Below are 22437 nucleotides of genomic sequence, written 5' to 3'. Positions count from 1 at the left end.
GCAGCATGCGGACCGATGTTGAAAGCGGGATAGCAAAAATTGACGTTTGCGTAAACGTCAATTTTATTGCCGCGACAAAATTTCCTTGTGCCAGCCTATCGGCACGGCTCAGTGGACACGCGGTGCTTGGGTTGACCAGACGAAGATGGCAAACGAAAAGAGCCGCGCGGGCAGTCCCGCGCGGCTCTTGTCAAACGTCCCGGCGGATCGAGATCAGCCGGCGGCGCTGGCCGGGGCTGAACGCTCGGACAGCATCTGGCGCACGGCCGACATCGAGCCGCTCAGCTCGTTGATCGCGTCGTCGATCAGCGCGCGCTGCTTCTGCAGGCGGGCAAGCTGCTTCTCCGACTTGTCGAGAGCCAGCCGCAGCTGCTTGGTGTTGGATCCCGTGGGATCGTAGAGATCCATCATCTGCTTGACGTCGCGCAGCGAGAACCCGACCTTGCGGCCGAGCAGGATCAGCTTCAGCCGCGCCTTGTCGCGACGCGTGTAGAGGCGCGTTGCCCCGTCGCGCTTCGGATTGAGCAGGCCCTTGTCTTCATAGAAACGCAGCGTGCGCAAGGTCACGCCGTATTTCTTGGCCATCTCGCCGATGCGCACGAGCTCCTCGCCGGCTTCGACAGACATATTGTTGGTGTTGGCCGCGGCTTCGCCGGGCGAAACAAGTTTCATGGTCACTGGCTTTCCCCTGTAGTGGCGTCGCGGTCCCGGACCGTGCAGCGCCTGAGTGGAAGCGGGGGCATGCTTCCAGTCGTGGGTTTCAACTAATTCATCGCAAAAGGCACGAACAGCGCCCCTCTTACGTTTACGTCAATTCTATATCGATAGCCGCCTCATGACGCAAGGGCGTTCTGGGATTGCGAAACCTTATGCCGCACCCTTGGTATCCGGTCCGAGATGGCACTGCTTGTAATTCAGCGATGCCGCAACTTCTTAAGCTTGGTTAACGCCTTGTTTACCACGATGGGTGAAATGTGCGCATGTCGGTCACCCGTGTTTATCCTGTAGCGAATTTTTCACGGTTTTTCGGAGAGCGGGCCTGGCCCGGGAAGCTCGTTCTTCCGCCGCAGCATAGCCGCACGGCCGCCTTCGTTCCCGACAGGGACTTTGGGGAAAACTGGCAGCAAGCCGGCCATTCTGAAAAACGGACGCATCGATGAACAGCAAGCGGTCCTATCTCGATACACTCAATGCCGGCAGGCCGCGTAGGCCGAACACCACGCTTGATGAATTGAACCGCTCGCTGGAAACGCTGGAGCAGCGGCTGGAGCGCAAGCGCGAGGACGTGGGAGAGCGCTTCGATCCGCGCCGGCCACCGGTCGAGCCGCGCTACGCCAGCGCCCAGCCCTACGCCCCGCCGCGCTGGTACGAAGACCCGCAGCCCGCGCCGCGGCCGAAAAGCCCTGTGACGTCCGGCTTCGACCAGAATTATCAGGGGCTTGCGCGCGACATCGACCGTGTGCGCGGCCAGGAAGACAGCGTCGCCGTGGTCGGCAAGATCGCCGGCGAATTGCGCGGCCTGCGCGAGGAATTGCGCCATCAGATGACCGCCGGCCTGCAGCGCGAATTCGCCGCGCTGCGCAAAGACATCGAACGGGCGTTCCAGGCGAGCAGCCAATCAGGCGGCTTGCCCGGCAAGGGCAGCGCCGAACTCAGCCTCGAGTTCGAGCGGCTTTCCGGCGCCATCCAGACGCTGGCCGAAAAAAGCGACGACAGAAGCGTCAACATGCTGCGGCTCGAACTCGAGCAGGTAAAGACCGCGCTCGACACGCTGGCGCGAGAAGAGAGCGTGCTGAAGGTCGACCGCCGCTGGGACGATTTCGACCGCCGCTGGAGCGCATTCGAGGACCGCGTGGACGCCGACCAGCGCAACCGCGCGGACGGCCCCGGATTTTCGGCCCTGACCGATCGTCTCGAGCAGATCAGCAATGCCGTCAACAATCTGCCGGAATCGCTATCGCTGCGCTCGATGGAGGAAAAGGTCCGCACGCTTGCCGGCGCCGTCGACCACTTCGTCAGCCAGCAGAACAACCGCGGCGGCGACACGCTCGGCCTGATCGACGAACGGCTTGACGAGATTACGCGCGCCATCGTCGCCTCGACCGTCGCCGCCCAGGCCAATTCCTTCGACCCCGAGCCCTTCGAGCGCATCGAGAAGCGGATCGCCTCGCTGGCGCAGCAGATCGAGGAAGTGGTGCAGGTCCGTCCGAGCGGGGAGGTTCTTGAGCGTCTCAGCATGCTGTCGAACCGGGTCGACGACCTCGCCGGCCGCGCCAATCTGCCGGAACAGGCGATGGAGCGCCTCGGCAACCAGATCGCGATGATTGCCGACAAGATCGACCGCGCCCCGGCCATGCCGGACGTCGACTATATTTTCCAGGGCCTGGAACAGCGCTTCGACGTGCTGTCGGGCATGATGGAACGCCGGCAAGGTGATGCCATCGAACAGGGCAACATGCTGTTTCGCGACCTCGAGCGGCGGCTGGACGAGGTTGCCGACCGCCTAGACCAGCGCCAGCCGCAAGCCGACAGCGCCGAAATCATGAACGCCATCGACGCACGCTTCACCGCGCTTGCCAAGCGCATGGAGACGCGTGTTCCCGATCCTGCCAACGAGGCGGCGATCCGCGGCCTGGAAAGCCGGCTCGAAGACATTTCAAGCCGGCTGGAATCGTCGGCCGCGCAGGTCGCCGGCATCGATCCGGCGCTGATCCGCAGCCTCGAGGCGCAGGTCTCCGGCCTGTCGGCGCATCTGTCGAAGCCCGGCACGCCGCTGCCGGAATTCGAGGACATCAGCCCGCGCCTCAACGAGATCGAGAAGTCGCTGGCCGGCACCCGTGAGTCCATCATGGGCGCGGCACGCGAGGCGGCCGAGAGCGCCGTGCGCTCGCTGGCCGATTCCAATGCCAACACCGCGGCCGTCACCGGCCTCGCCCAGGATCTGAAGACGCTGGAAGCGCTGACGCGCCGTTCGGACGAGCGAAATTCGCGGACATTCGAGGCCATTCACGACACGCTGCTCAAGATCGTCGATCGCCTGGGCTCGCTGGAAACCAGCGAACCGGTCGAGGCGGTGAGCGAACTTCTGGATACGCCGGCCGAGCCGGCACGGCGGGCCCGCGCTGCCCGTGCCTCCAAGATCGCAGTGCAGGACGCGCCGTCGATGGATATCGACCAGCCGCTGCCCCTGACCGGAGACATGGCCGACCTCGACGGCCGCGCCGCCGCGATCATGCGCAACGAACCCGATATGCGCGCCGAACCTGACATGCGCAGCGAGCCGGTACGCCGCTCGCCGGCCGAGGCTGCCGCGGCCGCCGCGCAGGCGGCGCTCGGTTCCGATGCGATTGCCGAGAAAGGCGAAGGCACGGCCAAGAAATCGCTGTTCGGCGGATTGGCGCGCGCCTTCAGGGGCAAGAAGCAGGCTGACATGCCGCCGCTTGCCGGTTCGGCGCCTAATGCCGACATGCCGAGCGTCGATCTCGATGAACCGCTCGACCCCAAGTTCGCCAACCGGCCGCTGGAGCCAGGCTCCGGCGCGCCCGACCTCAACGCCATCATGAAGCGGGTGCGCGATGAGCGCGGCCCGCCGGCGCGCCAAAGCACCGGCGATGCGTCGAAATCCGACTTCATCGCCGCGGCCCGGCGCGCGGCGCAGGCCGCGGCCGCCGAGGCCGACGCCCTGAAACGCCAGTCCACCATGAAGGGTCCGGTGAAAGCGCTGCGGATCGGCGACCTGCTCAAGGCGCGGCGCAAGCCGATCCTGATGGGAGCGATCGCGATCATGCTGGCGCTTGCCGGCCTGCAACTGGGCAAGGCCTTCTTCGCCGACCCGGTCGAGGTCGCCAGCAACGATACGGCGCCGATTGTCGCATCGCAGCCGGTCGAGACCGCCTCGGTCAACGCTCCCAGCCAACCCAAGGCAGACACGCAGGCAACCGTGCAGGATGCACCGGCCCGGATGGTCAGGCAGGCGGAGCCATCGCAGCCGCCCGCCAAGGATGACGCGCCGATCGAGGCTGCTTCGACAAGTTCTGTTGGCCCTGACGTGCCGGCAGCCGAATCCACGCCTGCACCAATGGCTTCGGCCGATCCGGCCCCGGCGCCAGACGCAACATTGCCGACGACCGCCACTGCGGAACCGGCGGCTGACGCGCAACCTGCGGCCGCTGTCGTGGCGCCATCGGCATCGGATACGACCGGCGCCGTTCCGCCCGCTGACACCGCGGCAACGCCTGTCGTCGCCAAGATCGACGTTCCGGCCGATGCCGGCCCGCAAGCCTTGCGCGACGCGGCCGCCGGCGGCGACGCCAAGGCGCTGTTCGAGCTCGGTTCGCGCTATGCCGAATCGCGCGGCGTCAAAGAAGACATGGCGGCAGCGGCCAAATGGTACGAAAAGTCGGCCGAACTCGGCTTCGCGCCGGCCGAGTATCGCATCGGCAATTTCTACGAAAAGGGCATCGGCGTCACGCGCGACATCAAGAAGGCAAAGACCTTCTACCAGCTCGCCGCCGCGCAAGGTAACGCCAGCGCCATGCACAACCTCGCCGTGCTCTTTGCCATGGCCGCGGACGGCGTGACCGACAATGAATCTGCCGCGCACTGGTTCCAGGCGGCGGCCGATGTCGGCGTCAAGGACAGCCAGTTCAATCTCGGCATCCTGGCGGCCAAGGGCGTCGGCATGAAGCAGAGCCTGGAGGAATCCTACAAATGGTTCGCACTGGTCGCCAAGACCGGCGACAAGGATGCGGAGGCCAAGCGCGACGAGGTCGCCAGTGCGCTGCGGCCCGAACAGCTCGAGCGGGCGCGCGCCGCCACCGAACTGTGGAAGCCGAAGCCGCTCGACCCGGCGTCCAACTCGGCCGACATTCCTGAATCCTGGCAGGAAGGCACGCCGCAGACGACCGCCAGCGTCGACATGAAGAAAGCGGTCAAGAACATCCAGCTCATCCTCAACAAAAATGGCTACGATGCCGGCGGCGCCGATGGCGTGATGGGCGGCAAGACCAAGACTGCGATCATGGCCTTCCAGACCGACAACAAGATGCAGGCGACCGGCGAAATCGACGAAAAGCTGGTGAAGGCGCTGCTGGCGCACAAATAACGGCAGATGCGTCGCTAACGCGACGCCCTTGCCACACATTTGCCTGTTAACTGATTGAGATGTTTTTTGTTTCGGCAGGGCGGCGGGGTTTGACCCGACTGCCCCGTCGGCGCAAGGAAAAATTGGCTTTTCGGTGCGACAATGCCCGCGAATGGCTGCAATCGCCGACAGGCAAACTGATCGAGACTGACGGGTGGGCATCTATCTCCCGATCGCGGAAATTTCTGTCAACGTCTTCGTCCTGCTGGCGATGGGCGCGGCGGTGGGTTTCTTGTCGGGCATGTTCGGGGTCGGCGGCGGTTTTCTGATCACGCCGCTCCTGATCTTCTACAACATCCCGCCGGCCATCGCGGTCGCTACCGGCGCCAACCAGGTCATCGCCTCCTCCTTCTCCGGCGCGCTGTCGCACATGAAGCGCGGCACGCTCGACTTCAAGCTCGGCGGGGTGCTGCTGGCCGGCGGCATTGTCGGCTCGACCGGCGGTATCTTCGTCTTTGCCTTCCTGCGCCGGCTCGGCCAGCTCGATTTGTTCATTTCGCTGCTCTACGTCGTGTTGCTCGGCACGGTCGGCGGGCTGATGCTGGTCGAAAGCGTCAATGCGCTGCGCGCCACGCGCAGCGGCGCTGCGCCGGTGTTGAAGAAATCCGGCCAGCACAACTGGATCCACCGGCTGCCGCTGAAGATGCGCTTCAGGGCCTCGAAACTGTTCGTCAGTGTCATTCCGGTGCTGGGGCTCGGCGCGGGTATCGGCTTCCTGTCGTCGATCATGGGTGTCGGCGGCGGCTTCATCATGGTGCCGGCGCTGATCTACCTGCTGAAAGTGCCGACCAACGTCGTCATCGGCACTTCGCTGTTCCAGATCATCTTCACCTCGGCCTACACCACGCTGGTGCACGCCACCACCAACCAGACGGTCGACGTCATGCTTGCCTTCCTGCTGATGGCGGGCGGCGTCGCCGGTGCGCAATATGGCGCCAAGGCAGGCCAGAAGCTGCGCGGCGAGCAGCTCAGGGCGCTGCTGGCGCTGCTGGTGCTGGCGGTCGCGATCCGACTTGCCATCGATCTCTTCGTCACGCCGCCAAACCTCTATTCGCTGACCGCGGCAGGCCTGAACTGATGCGGGGATGGAGGACTTTTTCGGCCGCCGCTTTGTTTTTCGCCCTCGCCCTGCCGGCGACAGCACAGGCGCCGAACCCGCTGCCGGAAGGCATCCAGATCGGTCTTTCCACCGACGCCGTGTCGATCACCGCCGGTTTTTCCGGCGCCGACCTGACCATTTTCGGTTCGCTGGAAAACCCCGATCCGCTGGTGGCGCGGCAGGGACGCTATGATGTCATCGTCGTGCTCGAAGGGCCGCCGCGCCCTGTGGTTGTGCGCCGCAAGGACCGGGTGCTCGGCGTCTGGGTCAATCTGGAATCCGAAACTTTCGAAAACGTGCCGGTGTCTTATTCCGTCGCCACGACGCGGCCGCTGCAGGACATCACCGAACCCAACAGCTACAGGCAGCTATCGCTTGGCGCCTCCAACCTTTACATGCAGCCGGCCGACGCCACCGACAGCCCGGCGACGATCGAGGAATTCACCACGGCGCTGCGCGAGCGCAAGGGGGCGACCGGCCTCTACAGCGAGAATGTCGGTGGCGTGCAATTCCTGTCGCAGAACCTGTTCCGCGCCACGGTGCGGCTGGCGCCGAATGTCCCGGTTGGAACGCATAAAGCCCGCGCGTTCCTGTTCAAGAGCGGGCTGTTCCTCAAGGAAAGCTCGGCCCAGCTCGAAATCCGCAAATCGGGTTTCGAACAGTCGATCTTCCGCGTCGCGCACGATTATTCCTTTCTCTACGGCGTCTTCGCCGTGTCGCTGGCCATGATCACCGGCTGGCTGGGCAGGCTGATCTTCCGCAAGGATTGACGTCTAGAAGCTCATTTTACCGGAAAAACAGGGTTCCCCTTTCCGCGTTTATGCGATAGATCGCCGCCTCCCAACCCTCGCGCAAATACGCACAATCAATTCGGCAAGCGGTCCGGACATCCGGATGACAGTGCTTTTCAGCGTCGGCCACCGCGACCCAATGACAGGAGGCTGCAATGCATCAGGCATTTGGCGGCATCGATTTCGGCACGTCCAATTCCACGGTGGGCGTAATCCGGAACGGCCAGGCACGACTGGTGGCGCTGGAAGGGGAACAGCCGACATTGCCAAGTGCGGTGTTCTTCAACTTCGAGGACGGCCACACCTATTTCGGCCGCCGCGCCATCGCCGACTACACCGACGCCATTGAAGGGCGGCTGATGCGGTCACTGAAGAGCGTGCTCGGCAGTTCGCTGGCGCATGAGAAGACGCGCATCAAGGCGCGCCAGATCGGCTTCATCGACATTGTCGGCATGTTCGTCGGCCATCTCAAGAAGCGGCTCGAGGAAGATGCCGGCGCTCCCGTGGAGAGCGTCGTACTCGGCCGGCCCGTGCAATTCGTCGACGATGATGCGGAAGCCGATGCCAAGGCGCAGGGCGAGCTTGAAAAGGCAGCGCGCGCGCAAGGCTTCAAGCACATCGCCTTCCAGTTCGAACCGATCGCCGCTGCACTCGATTACGAACAGGGTGTGGCACGTGAGGAGCTGGCGCTGATCGTCGACATGGGTGGCGGCACGTCCGACTTCTCGATCGTGCGGGTTTCGCCGCAGCGCGCCCGCTCAGGCGACCGCAAGGACGATATCCTGGCCAACCGCGGCGTCCACATAGGCGGCACCGATTTCGACCGGCTGCTCAGCATCGCCCATGTCATGCCCAAGCTCGGCTATCTCTCGCCGACGAAAGACGGCAAGCGCAACCTGCCGGCGAGCTATTTCATCGACCTGGCGACGTGGCAGCGCATCAACCTGGTCTACACCGCCAAGGCGATGACGGACCTCAGGCAGATCCGCTTCGAGGCCAGTCGCGCCGACCTGGTCGAGCGCTTCATCCACATTGTCGAGCATCGCTACGGCCATGCGCTCGCCGGGCTGGTCGAGCGGGCCAAGATCGAGCTGACGGATCAGGCTTCGGCCGATGTGACGGTGGCGCTGCCCGACGTGCATTTTGCCGCCGAAATTACGCGGACCGGTATGGAAGAGACGATTGCCGCCGACATCGAACGGGTGTCGGCGACGGTGCGGCAGACGATCGCTGACGCCGTCGTGAAAGCGTCCGATATCACCGCCGTGTTCCTGACCGGCGGTTCGACTGCGATCCCGCTGGCCAGGCAGCAGATCCTGGCGCTGGTGCCGCAAGCGTCGGTTATCGAAGGCGACATGTTCGGCTCGGTCGGGCTTGGCCTGGCGCTGGACGCAAAGCGGAAGTTCGGCTAGCCCCCTCACGCATGGTCTGCAGAGGCGCTGAGATGCGCTTTGAGCGCCATCTGCGCTAGGCTCGCCTGGCGATCGCGATGGGTGATCATGGCGAAGTCGCGCTTCGGCAGTTCGAGCGGCACCGACCGGAGACTGCCCTCGGCCACGGCGCGCCCGACGACGAGATCGGAAATGATAGTGGCGCCGGCGCCGGCCTCGACCGCCTGGCGAACCGCCTCGTTGCTTGGCAGCACCAAAAATATCTGCAGATCGGCGAGTGAAATCCCTTCGCGGCGGGCCAGATCCTCCAGCACCTCGCGCGTGCCGGAACCACCCTCGCGGATGATCCAGCGCAAACCCCTGATATCAGGGCGGCCCGGCGTGATTTCGACGATCTCGGGATGCGAGGCGGCGACGACCAGCATCAGCCTGTCGACGTCGACCTTGGTGCGACGCAGGATATCGGACTCGGTGCGCCCCTCGACCAGGCCGAGATCGGCAGTGCCGTCCAGCACGTTGGCCTCCACCTGCCTGGTGTTGCCGATGCTGACGCTTAAGCGGACCGCCGGGTAGGCTTCATGGAAGGAGGCCAGCCGGCGCGGCAGCCAGTAGCTGGCGATGGTCAGGCTGGCGGCGATCGAAAGACTGCCGGCGACTGTCTGCGAGACATGCTCCAGCACATTGCGGGCGGCGGCGGCGCGCTCCAACACCGCCTTGGCCTCCGGCAGGAAGCGGTGGCCGGTTTGCGCCAGCTCGATGTTGCGGCCTACACGGTTGAACAAATGAACGCCGTGCTGCTCTTCGAGGGCGCGGATGGCCGCCGAGGCGGCCGACTGGGAGATGCCCAAAAGCTCCGCCGCCTTGGTCATATGGCCGCGCTCAGCGACGGCGACGAAAATGCGCAACTGATCCAGGGTCATGCGCGCATTAAGAACCAATTTCGATCGAATTTACAAGAACAACTGATTAGACAGATCGATAGCTTTATTCTACTTTTTCAACCGAAGTTAGAAGAAATTCGCCAACAGATCGCAGCCAACAAAATGATCGGGCGGTTCAGATTCCTGCTTGCGCATTGGACCCGTGGCCTGAGGCGGCGGCTGGCCGGCGACCGCTATCACCCTGAAGAGCACTATATGCGTGGCCCCGGACCGAAGACGCGGGCCAAATTCTCAGGTAGCAAAAGCACGCCTGGCCTATGAACCACGGAGCGCCGCGCGGGGCCAATTCCGCACCGTCGCAACGGCCGCTTGCCGATACGCGCGCGCCGGACGAAGGCGACGGCGTCGACACCTCGCCCGATGTTTCCGACAGCATCGCCAAGACCACCTGCTATATGTGCGCCTGCCGCTGCGGCATCGACGTCCACATCAAGGACGGCAAGATTCGCTACATCAACGGCAACAAGGACCATCCGGTCAATCGCGGCGTGATCTGCGGCAAGGGCAGCTCCGGCATCATGCAGCACTACAGCCCGGCGCGGCTGAAGAAGCCGCTGTTGCGCAGCGGTCCGCGCGGCTCGGGCGAATTCCGCGAGATCGAGTGGGAGGAAGCCTTTTCGATTGCGACTGAACGACTTTCCAACATACGCCGCACTGATCCGAAAAAGCTCGCCTTCTTCACCGGACGCGACCAGTCGCAATCGCTGACCGGCTGGTGGGCGAGCCAGTTCGGCACGCCGAACTTCGCTGCCCATGGCGGCTTCTGCTCGGTCAATATGGCGGCGGGCGGGCTCTACACGATCGGCGGTTCGTTCTGGGAGTTCGGTGAGCCGGACTGGGACAACACCAAATACTTCATGCTGTTCGGCGTCGCCGAGGACCATGATTCCAACCCGATCAAGATCGGGCTCGGCAAGCTCAAGGCGCGCGGTGCCAAGGTGGTGTCGATCAACCCTTGCCGCACCGGCTACAACGCGATCGCCGACGACTGGATCGGCATCAGGCCCGGCACGGACGGCCTCTTCGTCTTCGCCCTCATCCATGAACTGCTCAAAGCGGGCCGCGTCGATCTCGATTATCTGCTGCGCTACACCAACGCTCATGTTCTGGTCGTCCAGGAGCCGGGCGCGGCCGATGAGGGGCTTTTCCTGCGCGACAGCGAGAACAATCCCGTCGCCTGGGACCGGGTGGCGAAGGCCTGCATCAACGCCGCCGACCCAGATGCAAAGCCGGCGCTGACCGGCAGCTACACCGTCGCCGGCCGTCGCTGTGTGCCGGTGTTCCAGCTCATTGCCGACCGCTATATGGGCGAGAGCTACGCGCCGGACGCAGTCGCGGCGCAGTGCGGGATTCCGGCTGACACGATCCGCCGGATCGCGGCCGAACTCGCGCATGTCGCCTTCGAACAGACGATAGAACTGCCGGTGGCGTGGACCGACTGCGCCGGGCGTCGGCACGAGACGATCAAGGGACGGCCGGTGTCGATGCATGCCATGCGGGGCATATCGGCCCATTCGAACGGTTTTCACTCTTGCCGCGCCATTCACCTGCTGCAGGTGCTGCTGGGCACGATCGACGTGCCCGGCGGCTTTCGTTTCAAGCCGCCCTACCCGCGCTCGGCGCCGCCGGGGCCGAAGCCGTGCGGCAAAAGCGTAAAGCCGATGACGCCGCTGGACGGCGTGCCGCTCGGCTTCGTCTGTGGGCCGGACGACCTGCTGGTCGATGAGGCCGGCACGCCACTTCGCATCGACAAGGCCTATTCCTGGGACGCGCCGCTGGCCGCGCATGGGCTGATGCATACGGTCATCCGCAATGCCTGGGCCGGCGACCCTTACCCGATCGACACGCTGATGATGTACATGTCGAACATGGCGTGGAATTCCTCGATGAACACCGTCGAGACCATTGCCATGCTGACCGACCATGACGAGGCGGGCAACTACAAGATCCCCTTCATCATCTATTCCGACGCCTACTATTCGGAGACGGTGCCGTTCGCCGACCTGGTGCTGCCCGACACCACCTATCTCGAACGGCATGATTGCATCAGCCTGCTCGACCGACCAATAAGCCATGCCGATGGACCGGGCGACGCTATCCGCCATCCCGTTGTCGAGCCCGACCGCGACGTCAGGCCGTTCCAGTCGGTGCTGATCGAGCTCGGCGCGCGGCTCGGCCTGCCCTGCTTCGTCAACGACGATGGGTCCGCGAAATACAGCGACTATGCCGACTACATCGTCAATCACGAGCGCACGCCGGGCATCGGCCCACTCGCCGGCTGGCGCGGCAAGGACGGCACGTCTGTCGGCAAGGGCGAAGTCAATCCGGACCAGCTGCAGCGCTACATCGACAATGGCGGCTTCTGGCACCAGGACTTTGCCGCCGACCAGCGCTATTACAAGATGGCCAACCGCTCCTATCTCGACCTCGCGGAGCAGTTGGGGTTCATTCCCAAGGCCGAGCCCATCGTGTTCCAGCTCTATTCCGAGCCGATGCAGCGCTTTCGCCTCGCCGCGCGCGGCCATGGCCGCGTGCAGCCGCCGGAAGCCGAGCGCGGCCGTATCGAGACCTATATGGACCCGCTGCCGTTCTGGTTTACACCGTTCGAAGAGGCCGCCGTCGATCTCGAAAAATATCCGCTGCACGCGCTGACGCAGCGGCCGATGCACATGTATCATTCCTGGGGTTCGCAGAATGCGTGGCTGCGGCAAATCACCAGCCAGAACCGGCTGTTCGTGCATAACAAGACCGCAGCAATTCTCGGCCTTGTCGACGACGACTGGGTGTGGATCGAAAGCATCAATGGCCGGGTGAAGGGGCAGATCAAGCTGGTCGACGGCGTCAATCCAGATACGGTGTGGACCTGGAACGCCATCGGCAAGAGGCGCGGCAGCTGGGGGCTGAAGGACGATGCCGCCGAGAGCAATCGCGGCTTCCTGCTCAACCACATTATCGGCGACCAGACCTCGGTCGATGCCAACGGCAAGCGCTATTCGAATTCCGATCCGGTGACCGGACAGGCGGCGTGGTTCGATTTGCGAGTGCGCATCGTCAAATGCGCGGCCGAGGAAGCCGGCTTCACCGAGCCGCAATTCGAGCGTTTCAGCCAACCGCCAAATGTCGCGCCATCGCCCGACATCGTTCGCTACGGCGCCGAATTCCGCGTCAACAGGGAAGCCGTGGAATGACCTGCCTTCCCACCCATACCGACAAGAAGCTCGGCCTTGTCATCGACCTCGACACCTGCGTCGGCTGCCAGGCCTGCGTCACCGCCTGCAAGGAGTGGAACACCGGCGGTCACATGGCGCCGCTGACCGACATCGACCCCTATGGCGGCGACGTCGACGGCGTCTGGTTCAACCGTGTGCACAGCTATGAGCACACGACCGAGGCGGGCGGGCGCACCGTCAACTTTCCGCGCTCCTGCCTGCATTGCGAGACGCCGGCCTGCGTCACCGTCTGCCCGACCGGCGCCTCCTACAAGCGGGCATCGGACGGCATCGTGCTGATCGACGAAAGCAAATGCATCGGCTGCAAATTGTGCAGCTGGGCCTGCCCCTACGGCGCGCGCGAATTCGACACCGATGTCGGCGTGATGAAGAAATGCACGCTCTGCGTCGACCGCATCTACAATGACAATCTGGCCGAGGAGGACCGCGTGCCGGCCTGCGTGGCCGCCTGCCCGACCAGCGCCCGGCATTTCGGCGATCTCGGCGATCCCGCCTCGGCGGTGTCGCAACTGGTCGCCAGCCGTGGCGGCGTCGACCTGATGCCAGAGATGGGCTACAAGCCGACCAACAAGTACCTGCCGCCGCGTGCCCACACCGAGCGTGCAGCTTCAGTGGCGGCGCCGAGGCTCGAGGCGGTCAAGGCCGAAGGCGGTTTCCTCGGCTGGGTCGACCGCATGCTTTCTAACTGACCAATGCATCCAGCCTTTTCCGTCGTCTTCTTCACCACTGCCACCGGCGCCGGCTACGGCCTGCTGGCACTGCTTGGCGTGCTTGGCGGACTGGGGTTCATCCCGGCCGATTTCTGGCTCGGCCTCATCGGCATGGGGCTGGCGCTCGGCCTGATCGCCGCCGGCTTGTTGTCGTCGGCTGGCCATCTCGGCCGGCCCGAACGGGCCTGGCGCGCCTTCTCGCAATGGCGCAGTTCCTGGCTGTCGCGCGAAGGCGTGGCTTCGGTCGCGACCTTCATTCCGGCCGGGCTGTTCGGCCTTGGCTGGGTGTTTTTTGGCCGCACCGGCTGGGTGACTGTTGCAGGGCTGCTCGCGGCCATTGGCGCGGTCGTCACCGTCTGCACAACCGGCATGATCTATGCGTCGCTGAAGCCGATCGCGCAGTGGCACAGCCGCTACACGCTGCCCGGCTACCTCATCTTCTCAGTGATGACCGGCAGCGTGCTGCTCAATTCGCTGCTGCAGGCATTCGCCATCGGCTCGAACCCGGTCGTGGCCGCCGCCCTGCTGCTGACCTTGCTCGGCTGGGGCTGGAAGCTGGCGACGTGGCGCTACAATGACAGGCTGGAGATCGCCACCACCGCCAACACGGCAACCGGGCTTGCCGGCGGCACGGTGCGCTCGCTGGAATGGCCGCACACCGAAGAGAACTACCTGCTCAAGGAGATGGGCTTTCGCATCGCCCGCAAGCACGCCGCCAAGCTGCGAGGAATCACGCAGGCGCTGGCTTTTGCCTTGCCGGCTTTGTTTCTGCTTGCTGTTCTATTCGCTTTGCCTTGGCCGCTCGTGGCGGTGCTGTCGGTGCTTGCGGCCATCGTTCAGTTCGCCGGCATACTGGTCGAGCGCTGGCTGTTCTTCGCCGAGGCCAAGCACACCGTTACCCTCTATTACGGGCGGTAGCGCGCCGTCAGGCGGCCCGCGCTTCCGGCGCCGCCGGCAAGTCCTTCAGCAGGATTTCGATAGCGGCATCGACCACCGCTGTCCGTCGGTCGTGCGCATAGAGTCCGTATTGCACGATGAGCGGCTCGGGCACCGATGTCTTCAGCACGCGCATTGAGCCAGTGCGCACCGATTCCGGTGGAAGCAGTCCGACGCCCAGTCCGTTCTCGATCGCCGCCTGCAGGCCGGTGACGCTCTGGCACGACAGAACGATCCTGTGCTCCCGGCCGGCGGCAACCAGCGCCTCAATCATGCGCCTGCGCCAAGGGCAGGTTGCACCGAAGGCGACGAGATCGAGCGGCCGTTCCTGATCCAGCACATAGTCCGTAGCGCAGACCCATTGCAGTTCGACATTCCACGTCGTCAAGGCATCGGCTGCGACGACCGATGTCGGGGCAATCATGACATCCAGCGCGTCTTCACTCCACAGCCGCCCCAGCGCGACACTGTGCTCGACCATGGCGTCGAGGCTGATGTCGGGATAGGTGCGGTGCAGCCGTCCCAGCGCGGCCGAGAGCGCTGCGGTGGTGACTTCCTCGGCGAGGCCGATGCGCAGGCCGCCGCCAATGCCGGCCTGCTGCAGCCGCGCTACCGCTTCATCGCCGAGGGCCAGGATGCGGGTCGCATAGCCCAGAAAGAGCTCTCCCTCCGCGGTCGGCACGACGCCGCGGCCGGTGCGCTGGAACAGATGCCGATGGAGCAGTCCCTCGAGCCGGCGCATCTGCATGCTCAGCGACGATTGGGTTCTGCCGGTCTGTGCGGCGACCCTGCTCAGGCTGCCTTGCCGGCAGACCGCCACAAAGGTGCGAAGAAGGTCCAGGCCGATCTGTTCAGATATCATCTTCTTTGAACTCTGTTGTCAACGATATCAGTCTACAGCGATATCTCCTCACGCGCTATCTCCCTCCCCCATGAACAGCGCAGGGAAGAAAAACATGAAAGCGATCCGTGTTCACTGCCATGGCGGGCCAGACGTGCTCACCTATGAGGATGTCGACATCGGCCAGCCCGGGCCGGGCGAGGTCCGCGTGCGCAACCGGGCGGTCGGCCTCAACTTCGTCGACGTCTATTTCCGCACCGGCGAATATGCGCCACCCGTTTTGCCGTTCACGCCGGGCAATGAAGGCGCCGGCGAAATCATCGCGGTCGGCGAAGGCGTCAGCGGCTTTGCCCCGGGCGATCGCGTCGCCTATGTCGAGACGCTCGGCGCCTATGCCGAGGAGCGCATCGTGCCGGCGCATTTCGTCGTGCATCTGCCCGACGCCATCGATTTCGAGACGGGTGCGGCAATGATGCTGAAGGGGCTGACGGCGCAATATCTGTTGCGCCGCACGTTCCGCGTCGAGGCCGGCCACACCATCCTGGTGCATGCGGCGGCCGGCGGTGTCGGCCTCATCCTGACGCAGTGGGCGAAGCATCTCGGCGCGACCGTCATCGGCACGGTCGGCTCACCCGAGAAGGTCGAACTTGCACTCGCCAATGGCTGCGACCATGTCATCGACTACAGCAGGGAAGATTTTGCCGCGCGGGTGAAAGAGATCACTCGTGGCGAAGGCTGCGACGTCGTCTATGACGGCGTCGGCAAGGCGACCTTCCCGGCTTCGCTCGATTGCCTGCGGCCGTTCGGCACCTTTGTCAGCTTCGGCACAGCGTCAGGTTCGATCCCGTCCTTCGACATCATGCTTTTGATGCAGAAAGGATCGCTCTTCGCCACCTGGCAGTTGCTGTTCCATCATCTCGCCAGGCGCGAGGACGTTGTCGCCATGAGCGAGGATCTCTTCAGCGTCGTGCTCAGCGGCGCGGTGAAAATCCCCGTGCACACAAGCATGCCGCTCGCCGAAGTGGCTGAGGCGCATCGCCGGCTCGAAGCGAGGCAGACGACCGGCGCTACCGTGCTAATACCGTAGAACTCAGCCCGGCCGCAGCATGGCGTGGGAAATGGCGAAGATGCGCTCGGCGCCCAGCATGTAGGCCATCAGCGTCTCGCGGCGGAACAGGCCGGCATAGGCGCGGTCGAGCACGTTGAGCGAACCGGTAAAGGCGCCGAAGGCCGGCATGATCATGCGGCCGCCATCGCCGGCAAAACAGCGCCGCCGCACCGAGCGGCCACGCTGGACGATGCGCGCACAGGGATGCAGATGGCCTGCGACTTCGCCCTCGGTTCGCACCTTCGACGGCTCGTGGCGGAAGAGCAGCGAGCCGATGGCGAGTTCGCGCACCGTCTCGCCCGGCAGGTCGGCCGGCGCTTCCGGATCATGGTTGCCGGCGACCCAGAACCAGTCGCGGCCGGCCATCAGCGCCTCCAGCCGTTCGCGGAAGGATTGATGCATCCGCTCGGCGCCACCGCCATCGTGAAAGGAATCGCCCAGGCTGATGACGATCGAAGGCTGGTAGTCCGATATCACCGCCTGCAGCCGCAGCAAGGTGGCGCCGGTATCGTAAGGCGGGATCAGCGCGCCGCGCCTGGCGAAGGACGAGCCTTTTTCGAGATGCAGGTCGGAGACCGCGAGCAGCCGTAGATCAGGGAAATAAAGCACGCCGCGCGGATCGCAGACCGCACGTTCACCGGCGATGCCGACCATGTCGGCCTCGGCGATCAGTGTTGCGCGCGCCAGCGAAAAATTCATTTCAAGTCAGACCCTCTTGGTCCGGTTTCGCCCTTGGCCCCATGGCCTCTTCAACCAGATCGGCGGCCTCCATGAGCAGAGACTCGTTGGCGCCGCCATTGACCGATTCCCTGCCGATCTCCAGCATCACAGGCAGAGCCAGCGGCGAAATCTGGTCGAGATGCTTATGCATGATTCGACCGCGCACACGCGAGAGCATCTCGGCAAGTCTGCTGACATCGAGCAATCCGGCCGAGGCATCTGTGCGGGTCGCCTGCAGCAGGATATGGTCGGGCTCGTGGCTGCGCAACACATCGTAGATCAGGTCGGCCGAGACCGTCACCTGGCGGCCGCTCTTCTCCTGCCCCGGGAAACGCTTCTCGATCAGCCCGGCAATGACAGCGCAGGTGCGGAAGGTGCGCTTCAGCATCCAGCTGTCGTTCAGCCAGGCTTCAAGGTCGTCGCCCAGCATGTCCTCGTCGAACAGAGCAGCCAGCGACGGCTTCTTCGCCTTGAACAAAGCCGCCATGTCGTCGAGCGCCCAGACGGCCAGCGAATAGTCGGTGGCGACGAAGCCGAGCGGACGGGCGTTGGCCCGCTCCAGCCGGCGCGTCAAAAGCATGCCGAGCGTCTGGTGCGCCAGCCTGCCCTCGAACGGATAAGCGACCATGTAGTGGCGGTTGCCGCGCGGAAAGGTCTCGACCAGAAGATCGCCCCGCTTGGGCAGCACTGACTTTTCCTTCTGCAGTCTGAGCCAGTCGGCAACCTGCTCGGGTAGCGCCTGCCAACGGTCGCTGTCGGCCAGCATGCCGCGAACCTGCTCGGCGAGATAGGTCGACAGCGGAAACTTGCCGCCGGCATAGGCTGGCACGATGATGTTGGCGCCGGCGCCGTTCGAGACCACGCATTCATTCTCGCGAATGCCCTCGAAGCGCAGCACTTTGCCGGCGAACAGGAAGTTGTCGCCGGGCCGCAGCGTCTCGGCGAAATACTCTTCGATCTTGCCCAGCACCGGCCCACCGCGTCCGGCCATGCCGCGGCCTTGCCGGACATAGCGGACATTGAGCTCCGGCATTTCGACGATGGTGCCGACATTCAGCCGATATTGTTGCGCGATGCGAGGGTTGGAGACGCGCCACAGCCCGTCCTTGGTCTGGCGGATGCGGGCGTAGCGCTCATAGTTCTTCAGCGCATAGCCGCCGGTGGCGACGAAGTCGACGACACGGTCGAAGGTCTGGCGCTCCAGCCCGGCATAGGGCGCAGCGCTGCGCACCTCTTCGAACAGAAGGTCGGCGTAGAAAGGCGCGCCGCAGGCGACGCCCAGCACATGCTGCGACAACACGTCGAGCGCGCCATTGATCAGCGGTGGCGTGTCCTGCGCGCCGAGATAATTCGCGTCGAGTGCCGCCCGGCATTCCAGCACCTCGAAGCGGTTCGCCGGGATGAGGATCGCCTTCGACGGCTCGTCCATGCGGTGGTTGGCTCGGCCGATGCGCTGCGCCAACCGGCTGGCGCCCTTGGGTGCGCCGACATGGACAACCAGATCGACATCGCCCCAGTCGATGCCAAGGTCCAGCGTCGAGGTGGCGACGATGGCACGCAGCGCGTTGTCCGCCATCGCCTTCTCGACGCGGCGGCGCTGGCCGACATCGAGCGAACCATGATGCAGCGCGATCGGCAGCGAGTCCTCATTCGCCCGCCACAGTTCCTGGAACAGCATCTCGGCCTGGCTGCGGGTGTTGACGAACAGCAGCGTCATGCGATGCTTCTGGATCGCCTCATAAATCTCGGGAATGGCATAGCGCGCCGAATGTCCCGACCACGGCACACGCTCGCGCGAGTCGAGGATGGAGATGTCGGGCCTGGCGCCGCCGGAGACGGTGATCAGACCGGCCATCTCACCCGGTGGATTTTGCCCGACCAGCCAGCGCCGCAACTCATCGGGCTCGGCCACGGTTGCCGACAGGCCGATCGTCTGCAGGCCGGGCACGTAAGCGCGCAGCCGCGCCAGACCGAGTGCCAAAAGGTGGCCGCGTTTCGAAATCACCAGCGAATGCAGTTCGTCGAGCACGACATAGCGCAGATCCTCGAAGAAGCGCCTGGCATCAGGCGCCGCGATCAGCAGCGCCAGTTGCTCCGGGGTGGTTAGCAGGATATCGGGAGGCGCCAGCTTCTGGCGCTGGCGCTTGTGCGAGGGCGTGTCGCCAGTGCGCGTCTCGATGGTGACGGGAAGCCCTATCTCTTCCACCGGCTTGCCGAGATTGCGCTCGATATCGACTGCCAGCGCCTTCAACGGCGAGATGTAAAGCGTGTGGATGCCGCAATGCGCCTGACCGGGTTTGCGCCTGGGACGGTTGGCCAGTTCGGTCAGCGACGGCATGAAGCCGGCCAGCGTCTTGCCGGCCCCGGTCGGCGCGATCAGCAGCACCGATTGCCCGGCCTGGGCTCTCGCCAAAAGTTCGATCTGATGGGCGCGCGGCGACCAGCCCTTCTCGCCGAACCATCTGATGAACTGTTCGGGCAAGGCGACACTGGCATTCTGTTCGGCAAGGCGCGGCTGCTCGGTCACGCGAAAGAGGTAGCGCGCGCGCGCGCGAACGCCAAGCAAAATCGGAACAAAAGGTGATCGAAGAGAGCTTTCCTCGCCCCGTTTACGGGGAGAGGATGCCGGCAGGCAGGTGAGGGGCGGCGCCAACGATCGAAAGTTCGCGCCGCCCCTCATCCGCCCTTCGGGCACCTTCTCCCCGTATAGTGACGGGGAGAAGGAAGAGGCTAAGGCCTTCTGAACCCCGTCGGCCCGCCATAGAGATAGCCGATGCGGTCGATCGCGTCCTTCAGCCCTTCGCGCGATACCAGCATGGTGTGGCCGTTGGCGTGGATCATGTCGCGGGCGTCGGTCATGATGGCGACGTGGCCCCTCCAGAACACCAGGTCGCCGCGCTTCAGCCCGGCATAATCCGGTCCCGGATCGAGCGGTTCGCCAAGGCCTGCCGCCTGCATGTCGGAATCGCGCAGGACATTGCGGCCGGCCATGCGCATGGCCAGTTGCACAAGGCCCGAACAGTCGATGCCGAAGCCGGAGGTGCCGCCCCAGAGATAGGGCGTGCCGAGAAACATCTCGGCCACCGCGACGTAGTCGTAAGCCACGTCGCCAAGCGGGCGGAGATGGCCGGCGATCAGCGCTTCGCCGGAGGGCAGCAGCGCATAGTGGGTGCCGCGCGTTTCGGCAGTGCCGGTCACTGTCACCGTCGAGCCCATCGACAATTGCCCGCTGATCGGGAAGCGCAGATCCGGGCCGGGATAGAGGAAGGTGCGCGGCGCCGCGATAATATGGGTGGGCGCATGCTCGCGAGCACCCAACATGGTGGCACCGACATAGCCGACATAGCCGTCGCGTTCGGCCTGGACCCAGGCCCAGCCTTCGGCTTCCTCGAAGACAAGCACATCGTCACCAAACAGCACCTGCGTGTTGACGCCCGCGTCGGGGCGCGGCGCCTTGCGGATATCGGCCACGGAGGCCGCGATGCGCGCCGGACGGCCGGTGACGAAGCGATCGGCTGAAACCTCGCCTTTCAGCCTGGCATCGGCGAGGTCGGAACGGAAGGCGTGAAGGCGGGCATCCCTGGCAGTCAAATCAGCAATCCAGCTATTGGGTATGGTCAGATGGGCAGCTCAAGCGCCCGGGCAACGATACCATCGCCGAAGCGCTCGACAAAGAGCGCGCCTTCGACAGTGCGTCGGATCAGCACGTTGCGCTTGTCCAGCTCGTCGCGATGGCGCGACACCAGCTTCAGCGCGCCCATCGTATCCAGCGCGCGGGTGATGACCGGCTTGGTGACGTTGAGGCGGGCTGCTAGGCCGCGCACTGTATGCGGCGGCGGGTCAAGATAGATGGTGAACAGGATCGCCGTCTGGCGCATGGTGAGATCGGGCGCGCCACCGCGCACCTGCGACAGCATCACCTGCTGCCACAGTCGCATGGCCTGGCTCGGGCGCATCGAAATCGACATCGCCAGAGCATGACGGCAAATTGTTTCGGTTCCGTTTCAGTTTGGAGGCCGGGCGCTATGCCTCTCGACCTCAGGCATAGCGCCTCGAAATGATCCGCTCCAGCGCACGGATGCCTTGCGCCTCGCCGCCGGCAGGGCCGTAGGGGCGGTCGGACGGATTCCAGGCAAAGATGTCGAAATGCGCCCAGCCCGGCGTCCGCTCGACAAAGCGTTTCAGGAACAGCGCCGCGGTGACCGAACCGGCAAAGCCGTCGGTGGTGACATTGTTGATGTCGGCGATCTTCGAGGCCAGCCTGGCATCGTAGGGCCGCCACAGCGGCATGCGCCACAACGGATCCTCGACGGCAACGGAGGCCGCCACCAATTCGGACGCCAGCGCTTCGTCGCCGGTGTAGAAAGGCGGCAGATCGGGACCGAGCGCGACGCGCGCGGCGCCGGTCAGCGTCGCCATGTCGATCAACAGTTCAGGCTCCTCATCATCGGCCAGCGCTAGTGCATCCGCCAACACCAGCCGCCCTTCGGCATCGGTGTTGCCGATCTCGACGGTGGTGCCCTTGCGGCTGGTCAGCACATCGCCAGGCCGGAAAGCATTGCCGGCAATCGAGTTCTCAACCGCCGGGATCAGGACGCGCAACCTTACCTTCAACCCGGCAGCCATGATCATCGAGGCAAGGCCCAGCACATTGGCGGCGCCGCCCATATCCTTTTTCATCAACAGCATGCCCGACGACGGCTTGATATCGAGGCCGCCTGTGTCGAAACAGACGCCCTTGCCGACCAGCGTCACCTTCGGCGCATCGGCCCGTCCCCAAATCATGTCGATCAGGCGCGGCGCGCCGACGGAGGCGCGGCCGACCGCATGAATCATCGGAAAATTCTGCTTGAGCAGATCGTCGCCCTTGATCACCGACACCTCGGCCTTGTGTGTCGCCGCCAAGGCGCGCACGGCCTTTTCCAACTCGTCCGGTCCCATGTCACTGGTCGGCGTATTGACGAGATCGCGCGTCAGGAAGACGCCGTCGGCGATGCGGCGGACACGGCCCGCATCGGCGCCGGACGGCATCGCAAAGCGCAATACCTTGCCTGGTTTCTTGCCGTATCGGGTGAAGACATAGCCGCCGAGAACCAGGGCTATGGCCGAGAGTTCCGGCTCGGCATGCGCCGAGGCAAGGTGCCAGTCGCCCTCCGGCAGGGCTCTCGCCAGCGCACCGATGGCCAGCGCGCCCTCGCCTTCGCCGATGCCGAACAGAGCGCCGGCAAGCGCGCCGTTTTCGCCGGGCACGGCGAGTGTCCTGCCGGCTTCGCCGGAAAAGCCGTTGGCGGCCGCCCAGGTGATCGTGGAAGGCGAAAGCCCCAAGGCCTCCAGGCCATCCCTCGCGACCAGATGGACGGGCAAGGCAGTGTTTAGTGTCTCGACGAGTTCGACGGGCATTCGATGGTCTCCGCGCAGGCTTGCAAGTCGTCCCCAGTCACCTGACAGGGACGTCGAATGATTTCAACCTCTATGCACAGAGGCCAAGCATAGGAAAATGCCAAGCCAATGGCTTCCGGCGGGCGGC

Annotated in this window: 17 protein-coding genes; 9 read left to right on the top strand and 8 right to left on the bottom strand. The window is 64.6% G+C overall.

Going from position 1 to position 22437, the window contains the following annotated elements; translation table 11 throughout:
* Positions 1-213 precede the first annotated feature (213 nt).
* A complete protein-coding gene (locus tag JQK88_RS06995; RefSeq protein ID WP_112560507.1) occupies positions 214-672 on the bottom strand; it encodes a MerR family transcriptional regulator in 459 nt (152 codons plus the stop codon).
* Positions 673-1156: 484 nt separating this feature from the next.
* Here JQK88_RS06995 and JQK88_RS06990 point away from each other — a divergent pair, with 484 nt between their 5' ends.
* From JQK88_RS06990 to JQK88_RS06975, 4 genes are all read left to right on the top strand, one after another.
* Positions 1157-5104 (top strand): SEL1-like repeat protein, encoded by a 3948-nt coding sequence (locus JQK88_RS06990; protein ID WP_192256915.1) that lies wholly within the window; start codon positions 1157-1159, stop codon positions 5102-5104.
* 193 nt (positions 5105-5297) lie between these two features.
* Positions 5298-6221, top strand: a complete 924-nt coding sequence (locus tag JQK88_RS06985) for a sulfite exporter TauE/SafE family protein (protein WP_023669608.1) — start codon at positions 5298-5300, stop codon at positions 6219-6221.
* Positions 6221-7012: a TIGR02186 family protein gene (locus tag JQK88_RS06980; RefSeq protein ID WP_192256914.1), complete on the top strand. Its 792-nt coding sequence runs from the start codon at positions 6221-6223 to the stop codon at positions 7010-7012. The genes JQK88_RS06985 and JQK88_RS06980 overlap by 1 nt, the downstream gene beginning before the upstream one ends.
* A 176-nt stretch (positions 7013-7188) precedes the next feature.
* Positions 7189-8445: an Hsp70 family protein gene (locus JQK88_RS06975; protein WP_192256913.1), complete on the top strand. Its 1257-nt coding sequence runs from the start codon at positions 7189-7191 to the stop codon at positions 8443-8445.
* A 5-nt stretch (positions 8446-8450) separates the two neighbouring features.
* Here the strand turns inward: JQK88_RS06975 and JQK88_RS06970 are convergent, their stop codons facing one another.
* Positions 8451-9293 (bottom strand): LysR family transcriptional regulator, encoded by an 843-nt coding sequence (locus JQK88_RS06970; protein ID WP_376740375.1) that lies wholly within the window; start codon positions 9291-9293, stop codon positions 8451-8453.
* Between JQK88_RS06970 and JQK88_RS37370 the strand changes: the two genes are divergently transcribed.
* Genes JQK88_RS37370 through JQK88_RS06955 form a run of 4 tightly spaced genes read left to right on the top strand, consistent with a single transcriptional unit; the run spans position 9207 to position 14223 of the window.
* Positions 9207-9626 carry a hypothetical protein gene (locus tag JQK88_RS37370; protein WP_376740383.1) on the top strand — a complete coding sequence of 140 codons (420 nt, stop codon included), beginning with the start codon at positions 9207-9209 and terminating at the stop codon, positions 9624-9626. The two genes, JQK88_RS06970 and JQK88_RS37370, sit on opposite strands and share 87 nt — an antisense overlap.
* Positions 9623-12553, top strand: a complete 2931-nt coding sequence (locus tag JQK88_RS06965; RefSeq protein ID WP_203277842.1) for a molybdopterin oxidoreductase family protein — start codon at positions 9623-9625, stop codon at positions 12551-12553. The genes JQK88_RS37370 and JQK88_RS06965 overlap by 4 nt, the downstream gene beginning before the upstream one ends.
* Positions 12550-13284, top strand: coding sequence for a 4Fe-4S dicluster domain-containing protein (locus JQK88_RS06960; protein WP_203277841.1), 735 nt, complete (start codon positions 12550-12552; stop codon positions 13282-13284). The genes JQK88_RS06965 and JQK88_RS06960 overlap by 4 nt, the downstream gene beginning before the upstream one ends.
* A 3-nt stretch (positions 13285-13287) precedes the next feature.
* Positions 13288-14223, top strand: a complete 936-nt coding sequence (locus JQK88_RS06955) for a dimethyl sulfoxide reductase anchor subunit family protein (RefSeq protein ID WP_203277840.1) — start codon at positions 13288-13290, stop codon at positions 14221-14223.
* Between the two features lie 7 nt (positions 14224-14230).
* Here the strand turns inward: JQK88_RS06955 and JQK88_RS06950 are convergent, their stop codons facing one another.
* A complete protein-coding gene (locus tag JQK88_RS06950; RefSeq protein WP_203277839.1) occupies positions 14231-15103 on the bottom strand; it encodes a LysR substrate-binding domain-containing protein in 873 nt (290 codons plus the stop codon).
* A 94-nt stretch (positions 15104-15197) separates the two neighbouring features.
* Between JQK88_RS06950 and JQK88_RS06945 the strand changes: the two genes are divergently transcribed.
* Entirely contained in the window at positions 15198-16169 is a 972-nt protein-coding gene (locus JQK88_RS06945) for a quinone oxidoreductase family protein (protein WP_203277838.1), read from the top strand.
* A 3-nt stretch (positions 16170-16172) separates the two neighbouring features.
* Here JQK88_RS06945 and pdeM read toward each other — a convergent pair whose 3' ends face one another.
* From pdeM to JQK88_RS06920, 5 genes are all read right to left on the bottom strand, one after another.
* Positions 16173-16889, bottom strand: coding sequence for a ligase-associated DNA damage response endonuclease PdeM (gene pdeM / locus JQK88_RS06940; protein WP_203277837.1), 717 nt, complete (start codon positions 16887-16889; stop codon positions 16173-16175).
* Position 16890: 1 nt separating this feature from the next.
* On the bottom strand, positions 16891-19437 hold the full coding sequence (locus JQK88_RS06935; RefSeq protein WP_203277966.1) for a ligase-associated DNA damage response DEXH box helicase: 2547 nt from the start codon (positions 19435-19437) through the stop codon (positions 16891-16893).
* 203 nt (positions 19438-19640) lie between these two features.
* A complete protein-coding gene (locus JQK88_RS06930) occupies positions 19641-20501 on the bottom strand; it encodes a C40 family peptidase (RefSeq protein WP_203277836.1) in 861 nt (286 codons plus the stop codon).
* A 26-nt stretch (positions 20502-20527) separates the two neighbouring features.
* Positions 20528-20878 (bottom strand): MarR family winged helix-turn-helix transcriptional regulator, encoded by a 351-nt coding sequence (locus JQK88_RS06925; RefSeq protein ID WP_203277835.1) that lies wholly within the window; start codon positions 20876-20878, stop codon positions 20528-20530.
* A gap of 70 nt (positions 20879-20948) precedes the next feature.
* Positions 20949-22310 (bottom strand): leucyl aminopeptidase family protein, encoded by a 1362-nt coding sequence (locus JQK88_RS06920; RefSeq protein WP_203277834.1) that lies wholly within the window; start codon positions 22308-22310, stop codon positions 20949-20951.
* Positions 22311-22437: the final 127 nt, after the last annotated feature.

This window comes from Mesorhizobium caraganae, assembly GCF_016836705.1.
Lineage (GTDB): Bacteria > Pseudomonadota > Alphaproteobacteria > Rhizobiales > Rhizobiaceae > Mesorhizobium > Mesorhizobium caraganae.
This window is presented reverse-complemented; position numbering and strand designations above follow the sequence as displayed.

What these genes read in the sequence shown, in the direction of transcription:
- JQK88_RS06995 (WP_112560507.1), bottom strand. Translation starts at nt 672, where the DNA reads ATGAAACTTGTTTCGCCCGGCGAAGCCGCGGCCAACACCAACAATATG.
- JQK88_RS06990 (WP_192256915.1), top strand. Translation starts at nt 1,157, where the DNA reads ATGAACAGCAAGCGGTCCTATCTCGATACACTCAATGCCGGCAGGCCG.
- JQK88_RS06980 (WP_192256914.1), top strand. Translation starts at nt 6,221, where the DNA reads ATGCGGGGATGGAGGACTTTTTCGGCCGCCGCTTTGTTTTTCGCCCTC.
- JQK88_RS06975 (WP_192256913.1), top strand. Translation starts at nt 7,189, where the DNA reads ATGCATCAGGCATTTGGCGGCATCGATTTCGGCACGTCCAATTCCACG.
- JQK88_RS37370 (WP_376740383.1), top strand. Translation starts at nt 9,207, where the DNA reads ATGAACGCCGTGCTGCTCTTCGAGGGCGCGGATGGCCGCCGAGGCGGC.
- JQK88_RS06970 (WP_376740375.1), bottom strand. Translation starts at nt 9,293, where the DNA reads ATGACCAAGGCGGCGGAGCTTTTGGGCATCTCCCAGTCGGCCGCCTCG.
- JQK88_RS06965 (WP_203277842.1), top strand. Translation starts at nt 9,623, where the DNA reads ATGAACCACGGAGCGCCGCGCGGGGCCAATTCCGCACCGTCGCAACGG.
- JQK88_RS06960 (WP_203277841.1), top strand. Translation starts at nt 12,550, where the DNA reads ATGACCTGCCTTCCCACCCATACCGACAAGAAGCTCGGCCTTGTCATC.
- JQK88_RS06955 (WP_203277840.1), top strand. Translation starts at nt 13,288, where the DNA reads ATGCATCCAGCCTTTTCCGTCGTCTTCTTCACCACTGCCACCGGCGCC.
- JQK88_RS06950 (WP_203277839.1), bottom strand. Translation starts at nt 15,103, where the DNA reads ATGATATCTGAACAGATCGGCCTGGACCTTCTTCGCACCTTTGTGGCG.
- JQK88_RS06945 (WP_203277838.1), top strand. Translation starts at nt 15,198, where the DNA reads ATGAAAGCGATCCGTGTTCACTGCCATGGCGGGCCAGACGTGCTCACC.
- pdeM (WP_203277837.1), bottom strand. Translation starts at nt 16,889, where the DNA reads ATGAATTTTTCGCTGGCGCGCGCAACACTGATCGCCGAGGCCGACATG.
- JQK88_RS06925 (WP_203277835.1), bottom strand. Translation starts at nt 20,878, where the DNA reads ATGTCGATTTCGATGCGCCCGAGCCAGGCCATGCGACTGTGGCAGCAG.
- JQK88_RS06920 (WP_203277834.1), bottom strand. Translation starts at nt 22,310, where the DNA reads ATGCCCGTCGAACTCGTCGAGACACTAAACACTGCCTTGCCCGTCCAT.